Annotated in this window: 21 protein-coding genes; 8 read left to right on the forward strand and 13 right to left on the reverse strand. The window is 58.7% G+C overall.

The annotated features are described in order from the left end of the window. The first annotated feature begins 122 nt into the window (after positions 1-122). Together ACXWTF_RS08545 and ACXWTF_RS08550 are read left to right on the forward strand one after the other, a co-directional pair. Complete coding sequence (locus ACXWTF_RS08545; protein WP_461714597.1) at positions 123-1,163, forward strand: glycosyltransferase family 4 protein; 1,041 nt, start codon at positions 123-125, stop codon at positions 1,161-1,163. A gap of 70 nt (positions 1,164-1,233) precedes the next feature. Beyond that, the gene (locus ACXWTF_RS08550; RefSeq protein WP_461714598.1) at positions 1,234-2,091 is read left to right on the forward strand and encodes a sulfotransferase family protein; all 858 of its coding nucleotides are present in this window, start codon (positions 1,234-1,236) and stop codon (positions 2,089-2,091) included. On the opposite strand, the gene ACXWTF_RS08555 is transcribed toward ACXWTF_RS08550, so the two are convergent. Further along, positions 2,081-2,812, reverse strand: coding sequence for a sulfotransferase (locus ACXWTF_RS08555; RefSeq protein ID WP_461714599.1), 732 nt, complete (start codon positions 2,810-2,812; stop codon positions 2,081-2,083). The genes ACXWTF_RS08550 and ACXWTF_RS08555 overlap by 11 nt on opposite strands. Before the next feature lie 43 nt (positions 2,813-2,855). Then, complete coding sequence (locus ACXWTF_RS08560; protein WP_461714600.1) at positions 2,856-4,178, reverse strand: UDP-glucose dehydrogenase family protein; 1,323 nt, start codon at positions 4,176-4,178, stop codon at positions 2,856-2,858. 156 nt (positions 4,179-4,334) lie between these two features. On the opposite strand from ACXWTF_RS08560, the gene ACXWTF_RS08565 reads away from it, so the two are divergent. From ACXWTF_RS08565 to waaF, 3 genes are read left to right on the forward strand one after another with little or no spacing between them, the layout of a single operon-like run. Beyond that, positions 4,335-6,221: an LTA synthase family protein gene (locus tag ACXWTF_RS08565; protein ID WP_461714601.1), complete on the forward strand. Its 1,887-nt coding sequence runs from the start codon at positions 4,335-4,337 to the stop codon at positions 6,219-6,221. A 25-nt stretch (positions 6,222-6,246) separates the two neighbouring features. Further along, positions 6,247-7,509 carry a glycosyl hydrolase gene (locus ACXWTF_RS08570; RefSeq protein WP_461714602.1) on the forward strand — a complete coding sequence of 421 codons (1,263 nt, stop codon included), beginning with the start codon at positions 6,247-6,249 and terminating at the stop codon, positions 7,507-7,509. Next, positions 7,506-8,477, forward strand: coding sequence for a lipopolysaccharide heptosyltransferase II (gene waaF / locus ACXWTF_RS08575; protein ID WP_461714603.1), 972 nt, complete (start codon positions 7,506-7,508; stop codon positions 8,475-8,477). Before ACXWTF_RS08570 ends, waaF begins: the two co-directional genes overlap by 4 nt. Before the next feature lie 178 nt (positions 8,478-8,655). Here the strand turns inward: waaF and ACXWTF_RS08580 are convergent, their stop codons facing one another. The 3 genes from ACXWTF_RS08580 to rfaD are packed head-to-tail and all read right to left on the reverse strand — an operon-like array spanning position 8,656 to position 11,692. After that, positions 8,656-9,258 carry a YfaZ family outer membrane protein gene (locus ACXWTF_RS08580; protein ID WP_461714604.1) on the reverse strand — a complete coding sequence of 201 codons (603 nt, stop codon included), beginning with the start codon at positions 9,256-9,258 and terminating at the stop codon, positions 8,656-8,658. After that, positions 9,252-10,688, reverse strand: a complete 1,437-nt coding sequence (rfaE1, locus tag ACXWTF_RS08585) for a D-glycero-beta-D-manno-heptose-7-phosphate kinase (RefSeq protein WP_461714605.1) — start codon at positions 10,686-10,688, stop codon at positions 9,252-9,254. The genes ACXWTF_RS08580 and rfaE1 overlap by 7 nt, the downstream gene beginning before the upstream one ends. Next, entirely contained in the window at positions 10,685-11,692 is a 1,008-nt protein-coding gene (rfaD, locus tag ACXWTF_RS08590) for an ADP-glyceromanno-heptose 6-epimerase (protein WP_461714606.1), read from the reverse strand. Before rfaD ends, rfaE1 begins: the two co-directional genes overlap by 4 nt. A gap of 180 nt (positions 11,693-11,872) precedes the next feature. On the opposite strand from rfaD, the gene ACXWTF_RS08595 reads away from it, so the two are divergent. Continuing rightward, a complete protein-coding gene (locus tag ACXWTF_RS08595; protein ID WP_461714607.1) occupies positions 11,873-12,169 on the forward strand; it encodes a c-type cytochrome in 297 nt (98 codons plus the stop codon). A gap of 161 nt (positions 12,170-12,330) precedes the next feature. Here ACXWTF_RS08595 and mqnP read toward each other — a convergent pair whose 3' ends face one another. Next, a complete protein-coding gene (mqnP, locus tag ACXWTF_RS08600; protein ID WP_461714608.1) occupies positions 12,331-13,191 on the reverse strand; it encodes a menaquinone biosynthesis prenyltransferase MqnP in 861 nt (286 codons plus the stop codon). 4 nt (positions 13,192-13,195) lie between these two features. Then, positions 13,196-14,068 (reverse strand): alpha/beta hydrolase, encoded by an 873-nt coding sequence (locus ACXWTF_RS08605; protein WP_461714609.1) that lies wholly within the window; start codon positions 14,066-14,068, stop codon positions 13,196-13,198. A gap of 61 nt (positions 14,069-14,129) precedes the next feature. On the opposite strand from ACXWTF_RS08605, the gene miaA reads away from it, so the two are divergent. Together miaA and ACXWTF_RS08615 are read left to right on the forward strand one after the other, a co-directional pair. Next, on the forward strand, positions 14,130-15,026 hold the full coding sequence (miaA, locus tag ACXWTF_RS08610; protein ID WP_461714610.1) for a tRNA (adenosine(37)-N6)-dimethylallyltransferase MiaA: 897 nt from the start codon (positions 14,130-14,132) through the stop codon (positions 15,024-15,026). A gap of 77 nt (positions 15,027-15,103) precedes the next feature. Further along, complete coding sequence (locus ACXWTF_RS08615; RefSeq protein ID WP_461714611.1) at positions 15,104-16,288, forward strand: diguanylate cyclase; 1,185 nt, start codon at positions 15,104-15,106, stop codon at positions 16,286-16,288. Here the strand turns inward: ACXWTF_RS08615 and ACXWTF_RS08620 are convergent. The 6 genes from ACXWTF_RS08620 to nuoL all read right to left on the reverse strand — a co-directional run bounded on the left by ACXWTF_RS08620 (position 16,272) and on the right by nuoL (position 25,861). Beyond that, positions 16,272-16,823 carry a DedA family protein gene (locus tag ACXWTF_RS08620; protein ID WP_461714612.1) on the reverse strand — a complete coding sequence of 184 codons (552 nt, stop codon included), beginning with the start codon at positions 16,821-16,823 and terminating at the stop codon, positions 16,272-16,274. The genes ACXWTF_RS08615 and ACXWTF_RS08620 overlap by 17 nt on opposite strands. A gap of 9 nt (positions 16,824-16,832) precedes the next feature. Then, positions 16,833-18,083 (reverse strand): MgtC/SapB family protein, encoded by a 1,251-nt coding sequence (locus ACXWTF_RS08625; RefSeq protein WP_461714613.1) that lies wholly within the window; start codon positions 18,081-18,083, stop codon positions 16,833-16,835. Positions 18,084-18,132: 49 nt separating this feature from the next. Then, positions 18,133-20,709, reverse strand: a complete 2,577-nt coding sequence (locus tag ACXWTF_RS08630; RefSeq protein WP_461714614.1) for a plasma-membrane proton-efflux P-type ATPase — start codon at positions 20,707-20,709, stop codon at positions 18,133-18,135. 161 nt (positions 20,710-20,870) lie between these two features. Next, the gene (nuoN, locus tag ACXWTF_RS08635) at positions 20,871-22,379 is read right to left on the reverse strand and encodes an NADH-quinone oxidoreductase subunit NuoN (RefSeq protein WP_461714615.1); all 1,509 of its coding nucleotides are present in this window, start codon (positions 22,377-22,379) and stop codon (positions 20,871-20,873) included. Next, positions 22,379-23,953 carry an NADH-quinone oxidoreductase subunit M gene (locus tag ACXWTF_RS08640; protein WP_461714616.1) on the reverse strand — a complete coding sequence of 525 codons (1,575 nt, stop codon included), beginning with the start codon at positions 23,951-23,953 and terminating at the stop codon, positions 22,379-22,381. The genes nuoN and ACXWTF_RS08640 overlap by 1 nt, the downstream gene beginning before the upstream one ends. 3 nt (positions 23,954-23,956) lie before the next feature. Further along, positions 23,957-25,861: an NADH-quinone oxidoreductase subunit L gene (gene nuoL, locus ACXWTF_RS08645; RefSeq protein WP_461714617.1), complete on the reverse strand. Its 1,905-nt coding sequence runs from the start codon at positions 25,859-25,861 to the stop codon at positions 23,957-23,959. Positions 25,862-25,866: the final 5 nt, after the last annotated feature.

The raw sequence follows: 25,866 nt of genomic DNA on the forward strand, positions 1-25,866 counted from the left end.
CGTCCCCGGCAGCGGGGCATCGTGATTTTTGGCAATGTTACAGTACCATACGGCATCCTTCCGACACGATCCGGTTACCCTTCGGATACGTCCGGAATATGCAGTGAGAGAGGACAGTTACGATGGAGCATCCCGGAGCGCTTATCGCCCACGCCAACTTTGCCAAAGGGTTCCGTGGGGGCGAGCGGCAGACGCAGTTACTGATCGAAACACTCTCGCAGCGGGGCTACTGCCAGCGGCTGCTCGTGCGCAAAGGTTCGGAACTGGGACGGCGCTGCCGGGAGATCGAAAACCTCACCGTCCTCGAGATCGGTAAACCCTACGCCTTTCACCTCCGCCGGCTCAAAGGGGCGGCCCTGCTGCATGCGCACGAAACGAAAGCGGCGCAGTTCGCCCTCTTCGGCAGACGGCTCCTCGGTATCCCCTACATCGTCACCCGCCGTGTCGACCACGCCATCACGAACAACGCCTTCAACCGGGCCATTTATGCCAATGCCGCGCAGTGCGTCGCCCTTTCCGAAGCCATCAAAACGGAGATACATAAACTTGTTCCCGACACCGATGTCGCAATCATCCCGAGCGCTTGGAGCCGCCTCGCATTCGACGGGGAGAGTGTCAGCAGACTGAAACGCCGGTTTGAGGGAAAATTCGTCGTGGGGCATATCGGCGCGCTTGTCGATGCCCACAAAGGCCAGGCCGTGCTCATCGAGGCGGCCCGTCTCCTGGCGAAAACACACCCGGACGTCCAAGTGGTGCTGCTGGGCGGCGGTCAGGACGAAGCGCGGCTGAAAGCGGCGGCGGCGGATCTCGCGAACGTCACCTTCGAGGGATTCGTCAACAACGTCGGCGACTACCTCAAATGCTTTGACCTCTTCGCCTTCCCCTCACGCTATGAAGGGCTGGGTTCCATCCTCTTCGACGCCATGCAGTTCGATGTGCCCATCGTCGCCTCGAATGTCGGCGGCATCCCCGACATCATTCATGATGACGCCAACGGCCTCCTCGTGCCGCCCGGCGATGCCCGTGCGCTCGCCGAGGCCATCAAGCGCCTTTACGGCGATGCTGCCCTTCGCGCGCGGTTGAGCGCCCATGCCCGGGACCAACTCGACGCCTACTCACCCGCCGCCATGACCGAAAAGTACGAAAGGCTCTATCGGCACTAGGCGCTGAAAATCAGCGAACCCCAACACCCTTTACTGTATTATTATCATCACAAAAACAAGGAAATACTCTATGTTCGGAAACGTCAAAGCAAAGCTCGACCTGCTCAAAGACTACTTTTATACGAAACGGGCGCTGAAAGCCGAGCCGCACCTTTTTGACCATGTCGAAACCTACTGTATGTTCGTCGGCTATCCGCGCAGCAGCCACAGCCTGATCGGCTCGTTGATCGACGCCCATCCCCAAACCAATATCGCCCATGAGCAGGATGTACTCAAATATATCAAGTACGGGTTTTCGAAAGAGGCCATCTTTCACCTGCTGCTGCGCAACGCCAAGCAGTTCACCGAGGCCGGCCGCGAGTGGACGGGCTATTCTTATGCCGTCGAAGGCCAGTACCAGGGCAAATACACCGACCTGAAGGTGATCGGCGACAAACGCGGGGGGAACAGCTCCAGGCGTTTCAGCCGGAACCCGGAACTGCTGAAGAAACTGAAAAAGACCATCGACCTCCCGATCAAATTCATCCACGTCATCCGGAACCCCTACGACAATATCAGCACCATGGCCTACCGGGCCGTCGGTTCGGACAAGAGCAAAGTGACGCCGGAGGCGCTAACGGGGGAACTCGAGCACTACTTCTCCCTCGTGGAGACGGCGAATTCGGTCTTTAAACAGGTGGATGCAGACGATGTGATCCATATCAAAATCGAAAACTTCATGGAGTACCCGAAAGAGGAGCTGAAAAGAGTTTGCGATTTTCTCGGCCTTGAGACGACCGAGGAGTATCTCGATGCCTGCGCGGCGATCGTCTATACGAAACCGCATAAAACCCGTAACGACTATACGTGGGATGACGCGCTCAAAGCGCGGGTGGCAGGGGAGTTCGAAAAGTATCCCTTCTTCGAAGGCTACAGCTTTACGGCTTGAAAGCGTAGCCGAGCTCTTCCATCTTTTCCCCGGCGATCTCCCAGAACTGCTCTTTCCAATGGCGCGGCCATTCGTCATACTTGGGGAAGAACTCGATCCGGTTGCGGTTGACTTTCTTCTCCAGGGAAGCGCGGACCTTCGCTTCGTCATACACCAGGCCGTCAAACTTCGCCAGGATGTCGAAGATGAGCTCTTTGTTCGTCTTAAAGAGCTCCTCGAACTTGATAATCATATCCGGCTGGGTCTCGATGGCGCGGGTGTTGACCGTTTTCCAGTACCAGGCCAGTTTCTGCAGCGCGTTCCAGTTCTCCCACAACGCCTGCGCCGGGTCGCCGGGAATATGGAAGGGGGTCATGTGGTCGTTCGTGATATAGCGGCCGCGGTTGAGCCATGAGGTCACCACATCCCTGCCGTCGCGGACGATGTGGAACACGAGGGCATCGGGAAAGGCGTCCCGGATCAGCGGAATGGCAGCAAAGAGGTGGTAGTTCGTTTCCACATACCACTCTTCGGAATGCTTCATGTGCCACCAGCGCCGCGGCAGCGAAAAGTAGTACTTCTCCCACGCCGTGTGGGGACGGGACATCAGCTGATGCCCCCGCTTTCTGAATGCTGGTTTCGGCTCATGAAGACTCCAGGAGTTTTCAACGACATTGTTGAAAAAATCGGTAAAAAAGTCGGTCCCGGTCCGTCCCGTCGAAACAAAAAAAGCTGTCTTCAAGCTTTCTCCTTCTGTAGTTTTTTTCTTATCGGAAATAACGTTCTCAGACCCCGATCTGGAAGTATTCGAATCCGAGGCGCGCCATACGCTCCTTGTCGAACTGGTTGCGGCCGTCGAAGAAGATCGGGCTGTTGAGGCGTTTGTCGATCTCGTCGAAGTCCGGACTGCGGAACTCCTGCCACTCGGTGACGAGGATGAGCGCATCAGCGCCGGTGAGGGCATCGTATTTGCTGTCGACGTATTCGACGCTCTCGTTACCCTTGAGATAGTAGCTCTCCGCCTCGTGACGCGCTTTGGGGTCGTAGGCTTTGATCTTCGCGCCGCGTGCCGTGAGGGCGTTGATGATCGTAATAGAAGAGGCTTCGCGCATATCGTCCGTTTCCGGTTTGAATGCCAGCCCCCAGACGGCGAAGGTGAGGCCGGAAAGATCCTCTCCGAAACGTTTGATCACCTTGTCCGCTATGACCATCTTCTGATCGTAGTTCACCGCTTCAACGGCGTCGAGGATCCGCGGGATATAGCCGAAATCCTTGGCTGTTTTGGCGAGGGCCTGAACGTCCTTGGGGAAGCAGCTGCCGCCGTAGCCGCAGCCCGGGTAGATGAAGCTGTAGCCGATGCGGCCGTCGCTGCCGATGCCGTGGCGCACTTTGTTGACATCCGCGCCGACGCGTTCGCAGATATTGGCCATCTCGTTCATAAAGCTGATCTTCGTCGCGAGCATCGCGTTCGCAGCGTACTTGGTCATCTCGGCGCTTTTGATATCCATCCCGATAAAACGATCGCTCTTTTTCATAAAGGGGGCATAGAGGTCGTGCATCACCTGCATCGCCGTGTCTCTCTCGGCACCGATGACGACGCGGTCGGGGTGCATGAAATCCTCGATAGCCGCGCCCTCTTTGAGGAACTCCGGGTTGGAGACGACATCAAACGCCAGGTCAACGCCGCGCTTGTCCAGTTCTGCCTGGATCGCGGCTTTGACTTTGTCCGCCGTCCCGACGGGGACCGTCGATTTATCGACGACGACCATATAGTGTTGCATATGCTCACCGATGCTTTTGGCAACGGCCAGCACGTACTGAAGGTCCGCGCTGCCGTCTTCACCCATCGGGGTACCGACGGCGATAAAGGCGACATCCGTCGAAGCGATCGCCTCTTGGATATCGGTCGTGAACGCGAGGGTACCCTTCTCATGGTTCTCCAGAACCATCGTCTCCAGACCCGGTTCGTAGATCGGGATGAGTCCCTGGCGCAGTTTCGCGATCTTTCCCTCATCGATGTCCACACAGGTGACGCTGTTGCCCATCTGTGCAAAACAGGTCCCGCTGACCAGGCCTACATAGCCCGTGCCGATGACGGATATTTTCATCTCTTCGCTCCTCGCGGTTTTCTTGGAGGTGATTGTACCCAATGGGGTATTAGAATTAGGATACAATAGGGTTACATTCAGACAACAAAACAGCGCATTCCAGGGAGAGCGGCCCCCGTACTCCCCCTATGCCGGTTGCCGGGGAGAGGGCAGTCTATGATTTTTCTGCGCAATTACTTTACGCTGTTTGCAGTCGCCTACCTCCTGCTGGCGGCGACCAAACTGCTTTTTCTCATCTTTTACGCCGACCGTTTCGGCGGCTATCCCCTCGGATCCCTGCTGTACGCCCTTTTGTGGGGGTACCGTTTCGATATCGCCGCCGCCGCCATCGTCACGCTGCTGGCGACGCTGGGGCAGTTCAATGCCCGGCTTCTGCACATCGGCACCGCGCTGCTTCTCGGTCTGCTCGTCATGCTGCAACTCTCCGACATTCTCTACTTCGAAGATGCCTCCCGCCATATCGCCTACGAGATCACCGATGTTTTCAACGACGCCGGTGAGCTTTTTATGACGGCACTCGGCCAGAATACCCTCTTCACCCTCACCGCACTGACTGCTTTACCGCTAATGGTGTGGGGCTTCTACTGTTTCAGCCGCTCCCGGCTTCACCCGGTCTCCCTCGACCGCTACTATTTTCCGAAAACCCTGCTGCTCGTGGGCCTTTCCGTCTTTTTCATCCGCGGCATGTTCGCGCATATCCCCCTGACCCCCTGGCAGTCAAGCCAGATCGGGGACGCCCGCCTGGCGCAGCTGGCCCTCAACGGAAGCTACAGTGCCCTCTTTTCCCTTGTCGACACGGAAGGGCGTCTCCTACCCCGGCGCGTCGCCAAACTTTCGCCGCAGGAGGTCAAACGGGGGTTTGCCGAAATCTATGACGACGGCAGCACCGTGAACGGTACGAACGCCACGCCGAACGTTATCTTCTTCTTTCTCGAAGGGTGGAGCGGCATCAATATGCAGCCCTACGGGCATGCGCTCCAGACGACACCCTTTTTCGACAGCATCCTTCCCCGTTCGCTCCGTCCGAAAGCCGCAATCGCCGGCGGTCACCGGACGACGGAAGGGATGTTCGCCACCCTGGTCTCCTATCAGAATCCCCTTGCCAGAAGCGTCGCGAAAACCCAGCTGCAGAACTTCCGCTACCGTTCGGTCATCGACCTCTTCAATGCCCGCGGATACCGGAGTATCTTCTTCCAGGGGACGGCCAAAGAGACCAGCGGCACGGGCGCGCTGGCGCAGAAACTTGGTTTTCGCGAAAGCTACGGCAAGGAGGACGTGACCGAACGCCGTTTCGGAAGCAACTTCTGGGGCGTCTACGACCAGGACCTCTACGCCTTTACCTTGCAGAAACTCGGGGAGAGTTCTTCGCCTTTCGTGCTCGGTATCAACGGTGCCACGACCCATGACGACAAGCTCCCGGAGGGGATCGGGAAAAGGCGATTCACCGATGATGAAAAACAGAACAACCGCCTGAATGCGCTGCATTTTGCGGACGCGGCCCTGGGGGAGTTCGTAGCCGCGGTGCAGGAACGCTATCCGAACACGCTCTTTGTCTTTTTCGCCGACCACTGCGGCGGAGGCGTCGACGGCACCTTTGAGAACTTTATGATCCCCCTTGCCTTCTACGGTGCCGGCATTGCACCTCACTACCTCGACCACTATGTATCGCAGCGCGACATCGCCCCGACCGTCGTCGACATCGTCTTCGGGGACTACAAAAAACTGATGCCGGATTTCAGCGGAAAATCGCTTGTCAGCGATCACCATTTCGTCGCCGATTATTACCGCAACGGTATTCTGGGATGGGTCGAGGGAATGCAAGCCGTCGAATACCTTGCTGCCACAGGGGAGGTCAGCTGCTACGACATCTCCCGATACAGGGCAGAGCCCGCGGCGTGCGGACGCGTTTCCGATGACTATACCCTGCGCGCCTCGGCCTTTACCGACGTCTCCCAAAGACTGCTGTTTGCCGGAGAAACAGGCCGTTTCCATACCTACCGCGCAGCCCGGCCGACGTACGCCTCTCTGGCGGGCAGACGCTGACACCCGCTTCGCTATAATACGTCCTATGAAACCGCCGTACGCCTGGGACTTCCACTCCGACCAGCCCTATCAGCTCAAAGACCGCGCCCTCAAACGCCGCCTGCGCAAAGCACAGCGGGGCTCCCTTGCCAAAACGGCGCTCTCGGGCCTGCTCTGGCTGCCGCTGGCCCTGCTGGCCATGCCTTTCCTGCGCCGCCGCCCGGTCGAAGCCTCCCGTTTTACAGGCCTTATCGTCGATCCCCTCCGCGAGCCCGAAGCCACACTTGCCGCTCTTACCGATCTCGGCACCACCGAACTGCTGATCCGGGTCAAACTCTGGGAACCCGAGGCCCTGGAAGCAATCGCCGCCTTTGTCCGGAAACTCGAAGGAAAGCAGCTGCTCTTCGTGTTGATGCAGGACCGGGAACACATTGAAGATGCGGCACTGCGCCGGCAAGCGTTCGAGCGCACCTTTGCCGCCCTCGCCCCCTTCGGCAACCGCTTCCAGATCGGCACGACGATCAACCGTGCGAAATGGGGGTTTGCCAGTGTCAACGAATACCTGGACTTTTTCAGAACGGCGCAGCAGCTCCGCGACGAGCGTTTTCCGGAGCTGAAGCTCATCGGCCCCGGCGTCATCGATTTCGAGTACCACTTTGCGGCCCATGCCCTTTTCAACCTCCGTAGTGTCCGATTCGACGCCGTCAATGCCCTGCTCTACGTCGACCGCCGCGGGGCCCCGGAAAATACCCAGGCGGGGTGCGACCTCCCCTGCAAGATCAATTTCCTCTCCTCGCTAGTCATGCTCTCTCCCCGGGCAAAGTATCCCCTCTACCTCACCGAGGCGAACTGGCCGCTGAGCGGGACGGCCCCCTACGCGCCGACCAGCGAAAAGGAGTGCGTCGACGAGGAGAGCTACGCCTCGTACATGGTGCGCTACTACCTGCTCGCCCTGGCGACACAGCAGGTCGCCACCGTCTACTGGCACCAGCTCGCCGCACCCGGCTACGGCCTCGTCGATACCCGGGAGGGGTGGCATGAACGCCCCGCGTTTCGTGCGTTCAAGACCATGACTTCCCTGTTGAAAGAGGCGCGTCACATCGCGCTTCAGCAGCGACGTGAACGGTTTGAAATGCTCTTGCAGCGCCCCGAGGGCCTGCTGCGGGTCTTCTGGACGAACGGGACCGAGTATACCCGGCACTTTGCCGAACCCCGTCACTTTATCGGCCGTGACGGCACCCCCTTTACGACAGACGCCCTAACCGTCACCGGCGCCCCGGTCTATCTGATTGAAAAGGACGAAGCGTGAAGCTGCTGGTCATCCTGCCCAACTGGCTCGGCGACGCGGTCATGGCCACGGCCGCCATTGAGTCGCTCTGCGAATGCTACCCCCAGGCGCGGCTGACCCTGGTCGGCTCCTTCGTCTCCGTCGAAGCCCTCAAATACCACCCTATGTGTGTCAATGCCTACGTTGACGAGACGAAAAAGGGTGGGAACCGTCTCGCCAACACCTACCGCTTCGCCAAAACGATCGGCCACCATGACGCCGCGGTCAGTTTCCGCAACCAGCTGCACGCCTCGCTGCTGCTGCGCTGGACGGGAACCCCCAGGACCGTCGCCCGTAAAAGCTGGCATGCGCAGCTGCTGCTCAGCGACGCCGTTGCCCTCTCCCGCGAAGAGCATCTCACCCGGCAGTACCAGCGGCTCGCCGACCGCCTCTGCGGCGGCGAGACAACCCCGGGACCGCTGCGCCTTTTCATGACACCGCAGACCTTTGACAGGCCGACACTCGGCATCAACCCGGGGGCGACCTACGGTTCGGCCAAACGGTGGTACCCCGAAAAGTTCGCCGCCGTCGCCGCCCATTTTTCAGACCGCTACGACATCGTTATCTTCGGCGGTCCCGGGGAAACGGCCATGGCGGAGGCGATTGAAAAGGATCTGCAGGTACGGGGGGTTGAGAACTACCGCAACCTCGCGGGAAAAACGACCATCCCGGAGCTCTGTTCGGCGATCGGTGGGCTGTCACTCTTCGTCACCAACGACAGCGGCCCCATGCACGTCGCGGCCGCCTACCGCATCCCTACCGTCGCCATCTTCGGCCCGACGCGCCACAAAGAGACCTGCCAATGGGACAACCCCAAAAGCGCCATCGTCCGCCACGACATGGAATGCGCCCCCTGCATGAAACGCGAGTGTCCCCTGAAACATCATGAATGTATGAAATCGATTGAGGCATACGAAGTGATTGAAGCAGCCGAAACGCTGATTGTCTGATTCTGCCTTGTCAAAGGCTGGCTTCAGCGCCACAGCGGCCAGCGTAGCCTATGGGACTTTGTTCCATGGGCGTGTCAATCAATGGTGACACCATGAATGTATGAAATCGATTGAAGCCTATGAAGTCATTGAGGCGGCGGAACAGCTCATTGTCTGAGCCCGCCGAAAGCAGAAAGGTCTAGAAGCGGAACTTGACGCCGGCGAACCAGGCTTCGTTGAAGGTGAAGTCCCCGCCGGGAAGGTCGAAGTCCGTATCGATCTTGCGGTACCCCGCCGTCACCGCGGCGCGTTCGATAATCTGGATGTCGAGCGACACGTCATACTCCAGGTAGTTCTTCGCATCCTGCCAGGCGAGCACCTGCGGCGCGTAGTAAAGATCGGCGCCCACGACAAAGGGGATCGCCAGGTTCAGTGGCAGCGTGTAGCGTGCAAAAAGGCCAAGTGGCATGGCGTAATAGTCATACCCTTCAATCGAGGTGTAAACGAGTTTTGCCCCGAGCCCGAGCTTGAGCGCGCGGTTGGCATCCAGGTGCTCCCCGACGGCAAAGTGCAGATCGACAAGATCGTGGTCCTTGTCGCGGAGTTCGTCACTGTGGTGGTAGGAACCGTGCAGATAACGCGCACCGACAAAGACGGTGTCCGGATCGACGGCATCGTTGAACTGCCCCATATCAAGATCGAGTTTCAGATTGAGATCGTAGTTGTTCAGGTTCAGTTCCGCTTCGTGCATCGCGAAAAGCGAGCAGCCGAGCGCGAGCGTAGCTACCAAAGTTTTCAGCATGTTGTTCCCTCCTGGATTTTGGCTATGGTTCTCGTCGTACTTTTGCCTTCGACGAAATCAACGAGTTTGAGTTCCCCTGCAAATTCGGTTCCGACGACCGCTTTTCCCTCATAATCTCCCCCCTTGACGAGGACGTCGGGGCGGAGCATTTTGATCAGCTCGTAGGGTGTATCGTCACCGAACTTGACGACATAGTCCACCGATTCGAGCGCGGCGAGGATGTAGGCGCGGTCATCTTCGTTGTTCACCGGGCGGGACGGCCCTTTGAGCGCGCGCACGGAGGCATCGGAGTTGAGCCCGACAATGAGGATGTCGCCGAAGCTCTTGGCCACCTGCAGGTACTTGACATGGCCGACGTGCAGGATATCGAAACAGCCGTTGGTGAAGACGATGCGTTTGCCCCCCGCACGGCAGCGGTTCACGATCCGGTCGATCTCCTCAAAGCTCTTGATGTGCGCATCGGAGCTGCTCTGGTGCAGCATCGCCTCGTACTCTTCAATCTCGTCGAGGGTGACCGTCGCCGAACCGATCTTGCCGACGACGACGCCGGCAGCGAGGTTCGCGAAGCGGGCCGCGTCGTCGATGCTGAGCCCCGAACTGAGGCCAAACGCGATGGAGGCAATGACCGTATCGCCCGCCCCCGTCACGTCATAGACCTCCTGCGCCACGGTTGGGAAACGCTTAAGCTTCTCATCGAAGATCGCGATCCCGTCCTCGGAGAGGGTGATCATGGAGCGGTCAAGGTCGCACTCGTTCTTGAGCCACAGCAGCGCGGCCTGAAGGCTTTCACTGTCCGTGATCTCGATGCCGGTCGCTTCGATCGCCTCTTTTTTATTAGGCGTGAGCAGGTGTGCGCCGCGGTACTTCGAGTAGTCGCGCCCTTTCGGGTCGACGAGCACTTTCTTGCCCCCCGCGCGTGCACGGGAAATAATCCCCTGGGCCAGTGCCGGCGTCAGGACCCCTTTGCCGTAGTCGGAGAGAATAATAATGTCGTAGAGGAAAAGGTCCTTCTCCACCGCGGCGAGGATCTTCGCCTCGGAGGCCTCCGTAATGGCGTCCTTGGACTCCTTGTCGTAACGGAGGATCTGCTGGTTGGCGGCGATGACGCGGCTCTTCTTGCTTGTTTTGCGGCCCGCCTGCGTCACCAGTCCCTCCGTCTTGACTCCGATGCTTTTGAGCATCAGCGTCAGCTCCTTGCCGTTGGCGTCATCCCCGATGGCCGAGGCGACGCTGACGGAGGCACCCAGGGCGATCAGGTTGTTGATGACGTTGCCCGCGCCGCCCAGCACCGTCGTCTCGTTGGCGACGTCGACGACCTGCACCGGTGCCTCGGGGGAGATGCGTTCCGCCCGGCCCCAGAGGTAGTGGTCGATCATCAGGTCCCCGATGACGAGGATATTGGGACGGCTGTTACGCAGGATCGGGATCATTTGACCTCTTCTTCAAAGAGGCGCTTGATCTCGGGGATATAAGCTTTGATCCCGTCTTCGAGTTCATAGCGCGGCGCATACCCCAGCCCCTGCTTGGTGCTCTCGATATCCGCCTCGGTGTGGAACTGGTAGCGCCCGACGAAGGGGTTCGGGATGTATTCGCACGGCATAGAAGTCCCCAGCTCTTTTTGGAGCGTGTCGACGATGGACTGGAAAGAACGCGCCTTGCCCGTGCCGACGTTGTAGATCCCGTTCTCCTTGGGGTGCATCGCCAGGATGTTCGCCTGGATGATATCCTCGATGTAGATGAAGTCGCGCACGATCTTGTCCGAACCTTCAAAGAGGCGCGGGTTCTTGCCGGCGAGGATCTGATGTCCGAACTGCACGACCATCGACGCGGTCTTATTCTTGAAGAACTCCCGCGGCCCGTAAACGTTGAAGTAGCGCAGGCCGACGATGCCGATCTTCTCGCGTTTCATGTAATCACGGCTGAGGTGGTCCATCATCAGCTTGGAGAAGCCGTAGACGTTCTGCGGTGCCTCGACCCCGACACGCTGCGGTGAGGGGGCGTCGCCGTACGTCGCGCCCGAAGAGGCGTAGATCATGTTCGCCCCCTGGCGCACCGCCATGTCGAGGAGGTCTTTGTAGGCGTTGAGGTTCGTGCGGATCATCAGGTCCTGCTCGAGGGCCGTCGTGTCGGAGATGGCCGCTTCGTGGAAGATGTAGTCGAAGTCGTAATCATTTTCCAGCTTGGTCAGCAGCGCCTTGTCGTTGATGTCGCCGCTGATCACCTCGCCGGTGAATCCGATCAGGTTCTTGAAGTGGCCGAAGCTCTTGAGGTTCCCATTGCTAAGCGTCTCGCCGCTGCGGAAACTGTCGAGGACGACGACATGGGCATCGGGGTGATTCTCCTGAAAATAGAAGGCCAGGTTCGCACCGATAAAGCCCGCGCCCCCCGTGATCAGAATCGTCTTGTCTTTCAGGTCGTCATCAATATAGCGCATCGTTTTCCCCATGTTAAAAATAATGGGGATTTTACCATTTTGAACGTAACAACCCTCTAAGAGCCTGTATATTCAACAGAAGTGAACATCTCGTTAAGCGAAACTAATAGGAATGATTAACAATGTTTAAGACTCTTCCCAGTATAATGAACCCCGAAATTTTCACTTGGAGACCTAAAAATGAAAAAAATCGCTCTGACTCTGCTTGTTGCTAGCGTATCTCTGATGGCGGCTGACGGTGCTGCTCTGTACAAAAAATGTGCTGCATGCCACGGTGCAAACGGCGAGAAAAAAGCCCTCGGTAAATCTGAGATCATCAAAGGCTGGGATGCTGCTAAAACTGCAGCGGCTCTGACTGAATACAAAGCCGGTACTCGTAACATCCACGGTATGGGTGCACTGATGAAAGGTCAGGTTGCTCCGTACTCCGAAGCAGACATCAAAGCTGTTTCAGCTTACATCGCAGGCCTGAAGTAATTCCGGCCCCGTTCCGCATCCCTGCGGGACACCTCTTTTCTACACACATCCTCCACCCTTCTCTACTTTAACCGAACACGCAAACGAATCGATACAAACCTCATCAATCATCATGCCGAACCGGCAGCGATACCTACCGAAACGATTTCAGCCGTAAAAGCCTAGCGCAGCCACGCATCCAGGATGATCAGCACCAGGAAAACGATTCCGAGGTAGCCGTTAACGGTAAAGAAGGCACGGTCGATCTTCGTGAAGTCCTTGCGGACAAGGTAGTGTTCATACCCCAGCATCAGCGCGCTGACGGCCACCGCCATCCATGCAAAGAAGCCCAGCTCCGCCGCCCAGACGAACATCCACCAGAACAGCACCGTGTTGAGATGGAAGAGGGTCGAGATGAAAAGGGTCGCTTTCGGGCCGTAGACGGAGGGCACGGAGTGCAGCCCGTGCAGTTTGTCGAATTCAATGTCCTGCAGCGAATAGAGCAGGTCAAACCCCGCCACCCAGAACAGAACGCCCAGGGAGAGCAGTACCGACCACTGCGGCACGCTTTCACTCACCGCAACTACTCCGGCCAGGGGTGCAAGCCCCAGGGAAATGCCCAGTACGACATGGGCCAACTCGCTGAAACGCTTGAAATACGAATAGCTTCCCAGTACCGCCAGTACGGGAACTGCCAGCATAAAGGCCAGCTCGTTGATCAGGTAGGCGACAATGATAAAGACGAGGGCGTTGACGACGGAAAAGAGCAGGATCGTCGTGCTGTCGAGGCGGCCGTCGGCGTTGGGGCGCTCCTGGGTCCTCGGGTTCAGCGCGTCGATATCGCGGTCGGCATAGCGGTTGACCCCCATGGCGAAGTTACGGGCCGAGATTGCCGCAAGGATCCCCAGCAGCAGCAGTGAAAAGCCGAACCACCCCCCGGCGGCGACAATCATCGCGATAAAGATGAACGGAAGAGAGAAGATGGAGTGCTGGAACATCACCAGCTCGTTGAAATCATGCAGTTTGGCGACGATGCGTTTCACCCGGCTACTCACTTTTTTGTTTAATTGTATCAAAAATCAGCATAGCCGAGGCATCCTGGTCAAAGCGCGGCCTGCGCAGAAACGCCAAAAAGCGGTTTCGCACCCGGGGATGGGCAAAAGCATTGATATGCCCGGCATCCGTCACAAGCCAGAAAGCACGCGGCCGGGCCGAGGCGTCAAAGAGCTGCCAGCTGTGGTTGGGGGAGATAATGCTGTCTTTGGAACCGGCGAGATAGAGTTTTGGCACCGTCAGCGACGGGGCGATCCCGATGGGATCAAAGCGGTCCGTCAGCGCCAGCGACGCGCTCCACTGCACAGGCCACCCGACGACGGAGCGGTCAAGCGCTTCCCTGCCCGCCTGGGGCAGCGATGCAAAGGTACTGTCAAAGACGGCCAGTGCGATCCGCTCCGTCCCCTGCCGCGCCAGGGCATTGAACAGCAGGGCACCCCCCAGCGACTGCCCGATGACGGTCACCTTCCCGCCGCGCCGGGCCAGTACGTAGGCCAAAGCCGCTTCGGTGTCCTCCACCGCCCCCTCCAGCGCGGGGGTACCTTCCGAGGCGCCGTACCCCCGGTAATCGAAGATGAACGCCTCGTAACCCGCCCGTACCAGCCAGTCGAACCCCAAAAAATGCGCCGAGATGTTCTGCGCGTTTCCGTGCACAATGATCACCGTTCCCAGCCGTGCGGATGGCGGTTCGAGCCACCAGCCCGACAGCCGCGTACCGTCTTTCGAATTGAAATGCACCTCCCGGTAACTGAGGTTGAGATCCGTCGGCGTCGCGTAGAGCCTCGAATCGGGCTGGAATACCATCGCTTCGCACCCCCACAGCGCCAACAATACCGTGATCGCAACCGCGTACGCCGCCAGTTTCATCCTGCTTCTCCTTGTGCCTAAATACACAACTTTAACAGCGATTGTAGCGTATACTGTCGTCATGAAAACGATCGCCCTCATCGGACCCACGGCCTCGGGCAAGAGCGACCTCGCCCTGCAGGCTGCCGCCGTCTCGGGTGCACGTATCCTCTCCCTTGATTCTCTGAGCATTTACAAGGGGATCGACATCGCCTCGGCCAAGCCCACCGTAGAAGAGCGCGGAGAGATCATCCACTACGGCATCGACGTCCTCACACCGGACCGGCCCTTCGATGTCACGACCTTCGTCGATCTCTACCGCCGGGCCCGTCACGACTGCGAAACCGCCGGTACCCCACTGATCATCGTCGGCGGCACCTCCTTTTACCTCAAAATCCTCTTTGAGGGGATCTCCGAAACCCCCCTCACCGATGAGAGTACCCGGCAGAAGGTTGCGGCGATGCTGCAGGACCAAACCAAGGCCTACAACCTGCTGCAGCGTGCCGATCCGGCCTATATGGCCGGGATCGACGCCAACGACCGCTACCGCACCGAGAAAATGCTCACGATCTACCTGCAGACGGGCATGCCCCCCTCGGAGTGGTTCGCGGCCCACCCTCCCAAACCTATTCTGACCGACGCCCCCCTCTTCGCGATCGATGTCCCCCGCGACCTGCTGCGCGAACGTATCACCCTGCGAACCCACAAGATGATCGCCTCCGGGCTTATCGACGAAGTCGCCCGTCTCGAGCAGCAGTACGGGCGGACCCCCAACCCCATGAAAGCGATCGGCATCATCGAGGTACTGGAGTTCCTTGACGGAAAGATCTCCAAAGCGGAGATGACGCAGCAGATCATCACCCACACGGCGCAGCTGGCCAAGCGGCAGCAGACCTTTAACCGTAACCAGTTCGCATTGCAGACCCTGCTGCCCTGCGATGCGCTGCTCGCACCCATGATCACCGCCCTTTCCGACTGACCCTCCGCACCTCAACATTCCCGTGTTATAATGTATGTATATACACACATAATAATTTTTAAATACCAAGGGATACAATGAAAGGGAAGATCGCCCTGCTGGCGGGAGGATGGATACTCGTCGTTCTTTTTTCATGGCGCTGGGAGTTTTCCCATAACAAAAGCCTCGAGGAGCAGGCGATGCTCAACAGCGGGCGCGCGTTTTTCCAGCAGATCCTTCTGACCCGGGAGTGGAATGCGGGGCATGGCGGCGTCTACGTCTTTACCTCCGAATCAACCCCGCCGAACCCCTACCTCAAAGATGTCCGGCGCGATATCCACCTCGACGACGGCCAGTCACTGACCCTCGTCAACCCGGCCTACATGACACGCCAGCTCTCCGAACTGGCCGAGCACTACGACGGCCTGCAGATCCACATTACCAGCCTCAAGCCGATCCGCCCCGAAAATGCGCCGCAGCCCTGGGAGCGGACCATACTCGAATCCTTTTATGACGGTGACAAAGAGTATGGTGCTTTCTTCGCGGACGGCTACCGCTATATGGCACCGCTCTATACCAAGAAGAGCTGCCTGCAGTGTCATGCCAACCAGGGCTACAGGGTCGGGGATATCCGCGGTGCCATCAGCATCACCATTCCCCATGTACGGGCACCCCAGCTACCGCTGGGCGGGGGGCACCTTCTTATCGCCCTGAGCGGGCTGGGGATCATCCTGCTGGTCGGATCGCGCCTGCGGCGCGCCTACCAGACCGTCGAAACGCAAAGCATGATCGACCCGCTCATCGGGATCGCCAACCGCCGCCATTTTATGAAGCGCCTGCAGGAGGAGTGGCAGCGCTCCCGGCGCGAAGCGCAGCCGCTGGCCCTGATCATGGCCGATATCGACGCGTTCAAAGCCTATAATGACACCTACGGCCATATCGAGGGGGACCGCTGTCTGCAGAGGGTAGCCCGTGCGATGCAGAAAGACCTTAAACGACCAGGCGACTGTATTGCCCGCTACGGGGGCGAAGAGTTTATCATCATGCTTCCCAATACGCCCCTGGCCAATGCCGTGCAGTTCGCGGAAGCGCTGCGCCGCCGTGTCGAGGCGCTGGCCATCCGTCATGAATACTCCGTCGCCGCAGAGGTCGTGACCGTCAGCTTCGGTGTCACCGAAACCCAGGCCGGCGATCCTGACTATGAAACCGTTATCCGGCGGGCCGATGCCGCACTTTATGAGGCAAAAAAGGAAGGACGGAACCGCGTCAACGCGGCCGCCTGAAAAAGCGCCATCCCCCTACCGCCACCGCAATGAGGGCGGCCCCCAGGGCACCATAGAGGGCATAGCGGTGCGCCTCGGCGAAAAGCAGCGTCACCGTGTGCCCCAGCAGATAGCCTGCCACCGCAACAACGACGGCCCAGAGCGCCGCACCGGCGGCATTGAGGATCATGAACTTTCCCGGAGCGATCCCGCTCGCACCGAGCAGAAAGGGAGTGACCGTCCGCAGCCCGTAGAGAAAACGGAAGCCGACGATCACGCTGTTCTGGCGGCGCTGCAGCAGTGCACGCACCCGTTCGGATTTTGCCTGCCACCTGGGACGTTTTTCCAGCAGGGCCGTCCCCTGCTTCCGGCCGATGAAAAAGTAGAGCTGATCCCCGGCAAAACTGCCTGCAAAGGCGGAAACGATCACCCAGGGAAGCTCCAGGTAGCCTGCGTGAGCCAGGTAGCCGCCGATCACAAGGACCGTCTCCCCTTCAAAGAAAGTCCCCGCGGCGATCATCGCATAGCCGTACGTCATCACCAGCGCTTCAAGCATATCAGCGCCCTAGATGATCAAAGCGACGCCTATGGTCGACAGGCCGAGCAGCAGCAGCCAGAGCGCGGCGATCCGGCCGGCGGCAAAGCCCCCGAACCAGACGGCATAAATCGCCTTGAGCAGGTTGTTGCTGCCCGCCGCGATCATCACCGATGAGACGATCACCGGCGTGCTCAGCCCCTCGTGGCCCGTCAGCAGCGACAGGACAAAAGGGTCGATATCGGTGAAGCCGACGGCAAACGAGAGCAGCTGCAGCCCGCCCGTGCCGAAATGGGCCGTCACGAGCTGCGTCACCGCCATCATCACGACAAAGAGGGTGGCAAAAAGGAATGCCGTTCCCAGTTCCAGCGGGTTCGTATCAACACTCCCTTCCACCGGAACCGTCTCCGTGCTTTGCCGCAGGGCATACGGTGCCGCAATCGCAAAGGCCGCCAGGGCAAAGAGCATAAAAGGGAGCAGGAGTGCCTCGGCCACCTCCGGGGTGAAAATCACGGCGATCACGATCAGGCGCAGGTACATCATGGCCGAGGCGGCGACGATGGCCCCCGTCATCAATCGCCGGTTCCCGATCTCGGCGGCCTTGCGCGAGAGTACGACCGTGGTCGCAGTACTGGAGTAGAGTCCACCGATCAGTCCTGCAATCAGGTAGCCCCGCTGACGGAAGATATATTTTTGGGCCAGGTAGCCTCCGTAGGAGATCGATGATACGATCACTACCGCGCTCCAGAGTTCAAAGGGCGAGAGGGGCAGAAACGCCCCGATAGGCTTATGCGGCAGGAGCGGCAGGATAACGGCCGAGAGCAGTACCATCTTGCCGACCGTTTCCAGCTCCTCAGAATTGAGGCTTTTGGAGAGTGCCTGCAGACGCGGCTTGGCGTTGAGCAGGAAGATCATCAGGACGAACACCAGGGAGGGCAGCCAGATCGCGAAAAGCTCCGACAGCGGCCCGATAGTGTAGACCAGCAGCGCCGCCAGGTAAAAGAGAATGGAGGGGCGCCCCTTGTTAAGCTGCTGGACGTAAAAGAGCGCAAAGAGCAGGGTTACCCCTCCCATTGCGACCAGATAGGGGGCCGTACCGAGCAGCCAGCAGAGATAGCCGAGGATGCCGAGAAACGTATAGGTCCTCGCCGAACCGAACGTATGCTCCTGGTCGGTGGGGTGAAACCGCAGCCGGTAGGTCTTGACCTCCAGGCCGATCAGGAAACTGAACATCGCCGTCAGGGCAAAATGCGCCAGCCGGCTGTCGAAATACTCTTCCATCGCTTGACTCCTCACCATCGTCATCGGCCTGTGGTGCGTCTGTCCGCCGTTAGATCACCGCGATACCGAACCGTTTACGATAATAGCGCAAAACCGCCATTTTGACGACATCGTTGAATACAAACCAGAGCGCCGCGTATGCCCCGACGGCCGCAGCGGCACCCCAACCGATCGGCACCATCAGTCCGAACCCGTAGACGCCGACGACGATCCCGACGGCGGCGCTGAGCAGCGATGCCCAGAGCAGCGGTCCCGAGGGGAAAGGACGACGGAAAAACCATTCGTCGATACGCGTATTGAAAATCGTGCCGTGCCCGGCAACGATAAGCTTGACGAAAAAGAGCGACTGCACGAAATCGAGCGGCAGATGCATCAGAGACATCGTAATCCAGAACAGGGTAAATGAGGAGAGCACGCCGGCAATCCCCAGCCAGGTCGCCAGGACGAACACCTCCCGCATGTCCCACCGTACCGGCTTCTGCCTCACCTTCGTATTGTCGTAGGCGATGGTCATGATCGGGATGTCATTGAGCAGCGCCAAGATAATGATCATCAGCGCCGTGACGGGATAGAAGTCGTAGACGACGATGGCCAGCGTCATGAAAATAATGACGCGGATCGTTTCGGCGATACGGAAGATCGTATAGCTTTTCATCCGCTCGAAGATCTGCCGCGCCTCCTTGATGGCGTCGACGATTACGTGCAGGCCCGGTGCCGTCAGCACAATATCCGCCGCCGCCCGCGCCGCATCCGTTGCCCCCTCGACCGCGATACCGCAGTCCGCCTTCTTCAGTGCCGGGGCGTCGTTGACCCCGTCGCCCGTCATCCCCACGATATGATCGGCCTTCTGCAGTTCGTCGACGATGAAGTACTTGTCCTCCGGGTAGACCTGGGCGAACCCGTGCGCCGCCTCGATCAGGGCGATGATCTCCGATTCGTGCTTCTTCACCGCCCCCTTCGGTATCGGCATGTTGTAGAGTTCGCGCTGCACCTTCTGCAGGATCTCCCGCACTTTCGCTTCCACTTCGGCCGCAGCGTCATGCGGCATCACCGCCTCGGTGATGGCCGAGGTCAATACCTTCGAGAGGTAGAGGTACTCCTCGATGGATTCCCCCTTCAACGCCCGGACGTCCTCGATCTGTTCCCCGATGGTCAGCAGCCGGGCGATATAGGTCGCAACGGCGATATTGTCCCCCGTCACCATCTTGACGTCGATCCCGTTCGCCTCCGCCTCCGTCACGGCCAGCTTGGAGTCGCTCCTCGGCGGATCGAAAAAGGGAAGCAGGCCCACGAAGTGATAGACATCCTCTTCGCATTTGCGGAAAGCGACCCCCAGGGTGCGGAACCCCTTTTCCGCAAACAGCCTCACCCCCTCGTACGCCCGCTCGCGGTCAAATTCGTGCGCGTCACTCTGTTCAATGATGATCTGCGGCGCCCCCTTGGTGACGATCAGTTCGCACTCCCCGCCCTCGTAGATCCCCTCGGTACGTTTGTGGACGGGATCGAACGGGAGAAATTTCTTCAGTTCCCATGGCGTCAGCCGCTCCCGCAGCCCCCGGGTGTCGATCATGTCAAAAATCGGGCGTTCGATCGGGTCGCCGTTCTCCTCCCTGCTTGCCAAAGCGGCGTAGACATACAGTGCCTCTTCGTCGAAACCGTCGGCAATGTAGGGGTCGGCCAGGCTCATGCGGTTCTGCGTCAGCGTCCCCGTCTTGTCCGAGCAGAGCACATCCATGCCTGCAAGCTCCTCGATCGCGGCCAGACGGCTGACAATCGCCTCTTTCAGTGCCAGGACATGTGCCCCTATCGCCATCGTCACGGTAAGGACGGCAGGCATAGCGACGGGAATGGCAGAGATCGTCAGCACCAGCGAAAAGATCAGCAGTTCGACCGTCGGTTCGTTGTTCCGCACGCCGTGATAGACGATGACGGCGATCATCGTCAGTGTCAGCAGAATGAGGAAGTTCCCGACACGCACGACCATTTTCTGAAAATGGCTCCGCCCTTCGCGTTCCGCCTTGGCAACGAGCCCGACCGTTTTTCCGAAATAGGTGTGTGCCCCGGTGCCCGTGACATGGGCGATCAGCTCGCCTTGCCGGATGATCGCGTTGGCGTAGAGGTCATCCCCGACCTTTTTTTCAACGGGGAGGGACTCCCCCGTCAATGCGGACTGGTCGACCTGGATATAGTCGCTTCCGCTGAGCAGTTTCGCATCGGCCGGAACGATATCGCCGATTTTGATCTTGATGATGTCGTCGGGGACAAGATGTGAGGCATCGACGGTTTGCCAGGCCGCGTCCCGCAGGACCAGCGCTTTTTGGGCCAGCTTTTTCTTGAGTACCTCGATCGCGTTGAGCGCTTTCGACTCCTGATAAAAGTCGACGGCCGCATTGACAAGCAGCATCACCATGATGATGGTGAACTCTTCCCACCGCTGCACGCTCAGCGACAGCACGGCGGCGGTCTCGATCATCCAGGGAATCGGACCCCAGAAACGTTTTAAGAGCCGGGTAGCCCAGGAGACCTGCTTCTCTTCGATCGTATTGGGCCCGAACTGTGCAAGACGGGCTTCGGCCTCTTCGCTGCTCAGACCGTGCTGTAGTGAGTCTGGTGTGTCCGTTTCCATCGTGGCTCCTTTTCAGGAATTCCGGTTGCCCTGCGTATGCCCAACGGCACGATCAGAGCCTCATGGCATCATTGTAGCACTTTCATAAAATCGGTAGTAAACGGAAACAGAACGGCGAAGCGTTGAAAAGAAGAAAAGGCGACGGCTGCGCCGCCCCGGGATCAATACCCGGAATTGTAGACGAGGGTCGCGATGAATTCGATCAGCGGGTTGACCGTGATGACCGCGAAGATCGTTGCCAATGCAGCGATCCCGATGATCGTCTTGAGCGAAAGAGAGGCATTCATCATGTAGTACTCGTGTACCCCATGGAAAACCGGTTCTTTCATGAACATGTAGATGATCAGTTTCAGGTAGTAGTACCCGGCAATGGCGGAGTTGAGCGCCATGATAAGTGCCAGGACCGTATAGCCGCCGGTGACCGCGGAGCTGATCATGTAAAGTTTACCCCAGAAGAGGCCGAACGGCGGGATCCCCGCCAGTGAAAGCATGAACAGACCCATCAGGACGGCCGCAAAAGGCATGATCTTGATCATACCCGCGAACTTCTCGTAAGGATGGTCTGAACTCTGACCCGGCAGCAGGTGCTTCTGGCGGTTGACCCACAGCATCGTAAAGGCGCCGAGGTTCGTAAAGCTGAAGAGCACCCAGTAGAGGAAAAGCGCCGTATTGGCCTGCGTCGTCCCGATCAGGATCGCCGCAAGAACGAAACCGGCGTGGGAGATGGAGCTGTAGGCCAGCATCCGCTTGACGTCGGTCTGGACCAGTGCCCAGATGTTCGCCGCCGTCATCGTCACGACGACACCGCCGTAGAGGATCACCTGCAGCCAGACGACTTCGCTGTGGACCATGAACTCGAACAGACGCATGACGACGACAAAGCCCGCGATCTTCGGTACGATGGACATGTAGCCCGCCAGTGCCGCGCTGGAACCTTCATAAACGTCCGGTGTCCAGGTATGAAACGGCACCAGGGAGACCTTGAAGCCGAGGGCTGCAAGCATGAAAACGCTGCCGATACTGGCATAACCGATATTGCTGAAACCGTCCGCCGCCATCACTTCGGCGATCGTATGGATCTCAACGGAACCGCTGATCGCGTAGAAGATCATCGCACCGAAGGCGTAGAAGCCGGCGGCGAGCGCCCCCATCGTAAAGTACTTGACCGCCGCTTCAAAGGACTTGGAGCGGTTGTGCAGGGCGATGAGCGTATAGAGCGCCAGGGATGCCGTCTCGAGGCCGACGAAGACGAGGATCAGGTTGTCTGTTGCGACCATAAACTGGAAGCCCGCGATCATGAACAGGAACAGCGAGAAGTACTCCGGATAGTTGTACTCGTGGAAACGCTTCGACGTCAGGGCCAGCGGGATAAAGAGCATGGACGCCCCGACGATGATCAGCTGCGACAGGATGGAGATCCCGTCCATCAGCATGACATTGAAGAATCCGAGCATCGTGCCGTTTTCCGCGAAGATACCGGCGAAATCGACGAGGGAGCCGAAATCGAGCAGCAGGAACAGCAGAGAGACCATGACGTAGAAGGACTTGTGCAGCCCGCTCTTCGCCAGGTCGACAACCAGGATTGCAAGTGCACCGGTGATCGCAATGAGCATCGGGGCGAGGGTGGCGATGTTCAGCTCACCCAAAGATACATTGACAGCTTCCAACATTATTCTGCCTCCCTTTCAACGTCCACTTCGACTTCCGTGACGGAAGCCATGGCGATTTTTGTTTCGGCCGGGTTCGGGATCGCGGCTTTTGCCTCCGGCGTGATCGCCTTCTCATGCATCAGCTGAACGATGGATTCGACCGAGTTGTTGATCGGCGTCAGGACCGGTTTCGGGTAGACACCGAGCCAGACCGCGATGATGGTCAGCGGGATCAGCGCCACCAGCTCCTTCTTGTTGACGTCCTTGAGGTTCTTATTCTCCTCTTTGGTGACGTCGCCGAAGAACGCTTTCTTGTAGGCGGAGAGCATATAGATCGCGCCGACGATGATCGCCGTACCGGCGAGCAGCGTCATGATATGTGACTGGGAGTAGAAGCCCAGAAGGCTCAGGAACTCGCCGACGAAGTTGATCGTGAGCGGCAGACCGACGGAGGCCATGACCATGATCCCGAAGATCGTCGCATAGCGCGGCATCACCTGCGCCAGGCCGCCGAACTCGCTCATCAGCTTCGTATGGCGGCGATCATAGATGACACCGACCAACAAGAAGAGCGCACCGGAGACGACCCCGTGCCCGATCATCAGGAAGACCGAACCGCTGATCCCTTCGACGTTCATTGCGAAGGTACCGAGGATGATGACACCCATGTGGGAGATGGAGCTATACGCGACAACCTGCTTGATGTCTTCCTGCGCATAGGCGACCATCGCCGTGTAGATGATCATGATGATCGCGAGGACCGCGACCGGGACCATAAAGAAAACGGAAGCGTCCGGGAACATCGGAAGGGAAAAACGGACAAACGCGTAGGTCCCCATTTTCAGCAGGATCGCCGCCAGGATGACCGAACCGATCGTCGGCGCCTGCCCGTGGGCGTACGGCAGCCAGGTGTGGAACGGGAACATCGGGACCTTGATCGCGAACCCGATGAAGAAGGCCACGAAGAGCCACAGCTGCAGGTTCTCCGGCAGGACCAGGCGGTACCACTCAAGGATCGAGAAGCTCCACTGGCCTGTCGCCTGGAAGTAGAAGTAGGCCATGAAGAGCATACCGACGAGCATGATCAGTGAACCTGTAAATGTGTACAGGAAGAACTTGATCGACGCGTAGATACGCAGCGGCCCGCCCCAGGCGCCGATGATATAGAGCATCGGGACGAGGGAGAGTTCCCAGAAGACGTAGAAGACGATCGCGTCAAGCGCCGCGAAAACACCGACCATCGTCATCTGCAGGAACAGCAGGGTGATGATCATGTCCTTGACACGGCGGGTCTCCGTCAGTGACGCAATGCCGATCAGGGTAAAGAAAGCCGCCAGGATGATAATGAACAGCGAGATCCCGTCAACCCCCAGGAGGTAGTTGATGCCGAACGCCGGGACGAGAGCGAACTGTTCCATGAACTGCATACCCGAAACACTCGGGTCGTAGGCGTACCACAGTACCAGGGAGAGCACGAACTCGATGGCGCTGACCGTGATCCCGTAGGCGCGGATGCTCTCTTTGGACACGATAAAGCCCAGCATACCGGCCAGTGCCGGGAAGAAAATCAGAATCGATAGAATATGATCAAACATCGGTTAAGCTCCTAAACCTGGGAATACCATCTGCATCAACGCCAGGATGTCGTAGCGTTTGACGTAGAGGACTGCAAGCACGAGAAGGCCAACGGTACCGATGACCATCCAGCGCAGCATGGATGAGAGGTTCCCGTTTTGCATCGTGTGCGTCCCCTCACCTGTTTTGTAGATCGTCGTCGCAATGAAGTCGACGGTGGCGTCAACGACCTTGAGATCGATCTGTTTCCAGAAGATCTTCGAGAGCTCCGCATACGGCTTGGAGAAGAACTCATCGTAGAACTTCGGAATGTAGTACTGGTTGAACAGCAGTTTGTAAACCGCCGTCTTCTGCAGCTTCGGATTGAGCAGGCCGTTGCGATACATGAAGACCGCAAGGGCGATACCGCCGAGCGCCATCAGCGACGTCACGGCGATGAGCATCATCTCGACGTGGTGGGTATGGAACTCAAACGTCGGAAGCAGCTCGGTCACGAAGTGGACGAACTGGTGTTCGAACCAGCCGGCAATAACAGCCAGGACCGCCAGCGGCGCCATCGCCCAGAGCATGAACTTGTACGCTTCATGCGGATGGAAACCGTGTTCCTTGTAGCGTTCCTGACCGGAGAAGAAGGTCAGCATGATCAGACGGAAAGAGTAGAACGCCGTCAGACCCGCCGTGATCCAGAGCACCGCCCAGATGATGTAGTGTTCGCTGCTGAAGGCGACTTCGAGGATCTTGTCCTTGGAAAAGAAGCCCGCCAGCGGCCAGATACCGGCCAGGGCGACGGAAGCGAGGATCATCAGGATCGCCGTCCATTTCATGACCTTGTAGAGCCCGCCCATCTTGAACGGGTCGAGCTCGTCGCTCATCGCGTGCATGACGTTACCGGCACCCAGGAAGAGGAGCGCTTTGAAGAAGGCGTGCGCCATCAGGTGGAAGAGCGCGACCCAGTAGGCACCGAGGCCCGCCGCAACGAACATGTAGCCCAGCTGCGACAGCGTAGAGTAGGCGATGATGCGCTTGATGTCACGGTTGACCAGCGCCATCGTCGCCGCAAACAACGCGACAAAGGCACCGAGGCCGGCGATGAAGTAGCCGACTTCCGGGATCAGGCTGTAGAGCGGGTTGGCGCGGACGACGAGGTAGACCCCCGCCGTAACCATCGTTGCCGCGTGGATGAGGGCGGAAACCGGTGTCGGACCCTCCATCGCGTCTGCCAGCCAGGTGTGCAGCGGGAACTGCGCCGATTTACCCATCGCACCGATGAAGAGGAAGATCCCCATCAGTGTCAGTACGGATGCGTCGAGTGCCGGAAGCGCCGGGAAGACGACGTCATACTGCAGGCTGCCCGTATGCCAGTAGAGCAGGAAGATACCGATCAGCATGCCCAGGTCGGCGATACGGTTCATGATGAACGCTTCGTTCGCCGCCCAGGTCGCAGACTCTTTGTGGTACCAGAAGCCGATCAGGGCCCAGGAACAGAGACCGACGCCTTCCCAACCGATAAAGAGACCGGCGAAGTTGTCGCTCATGACAAGGATCATCATGGAGAAAACGAACGCCGAGAGCCACGCGAAGAAGCGGTTGAACGCCTTGTCGTGGTCCATGTAGCCGATGGCGTAGACGTGAACGACCGTCGAAACCGTCGTCACGACGATCATCATCGTCGCGCTCACCTGGTCGACGACGAAGCCGAACGGGATGTAGAGGCTTCCCGTCTCCATCCACGTCATCAGTTCCGTATGGATCGGTTCACCGCCCTGGAGCAGGTAAACAAACAGTGTCACGCTGGAGACGAACGATGCAAAGAGCAGCGCCGAGGTGACAACCCCGGTCCAAAGCGTTTTCGGTGACGCACCGAACAGCGCCGCGAAAAGCGAGCCGACAAACGGTGCGAACAGTGCAATATAGAGATACATTTCCATTCTTA

The organism is Thiomicrolovo sp. ZZH C-3, from assembly GCF_054862725.1.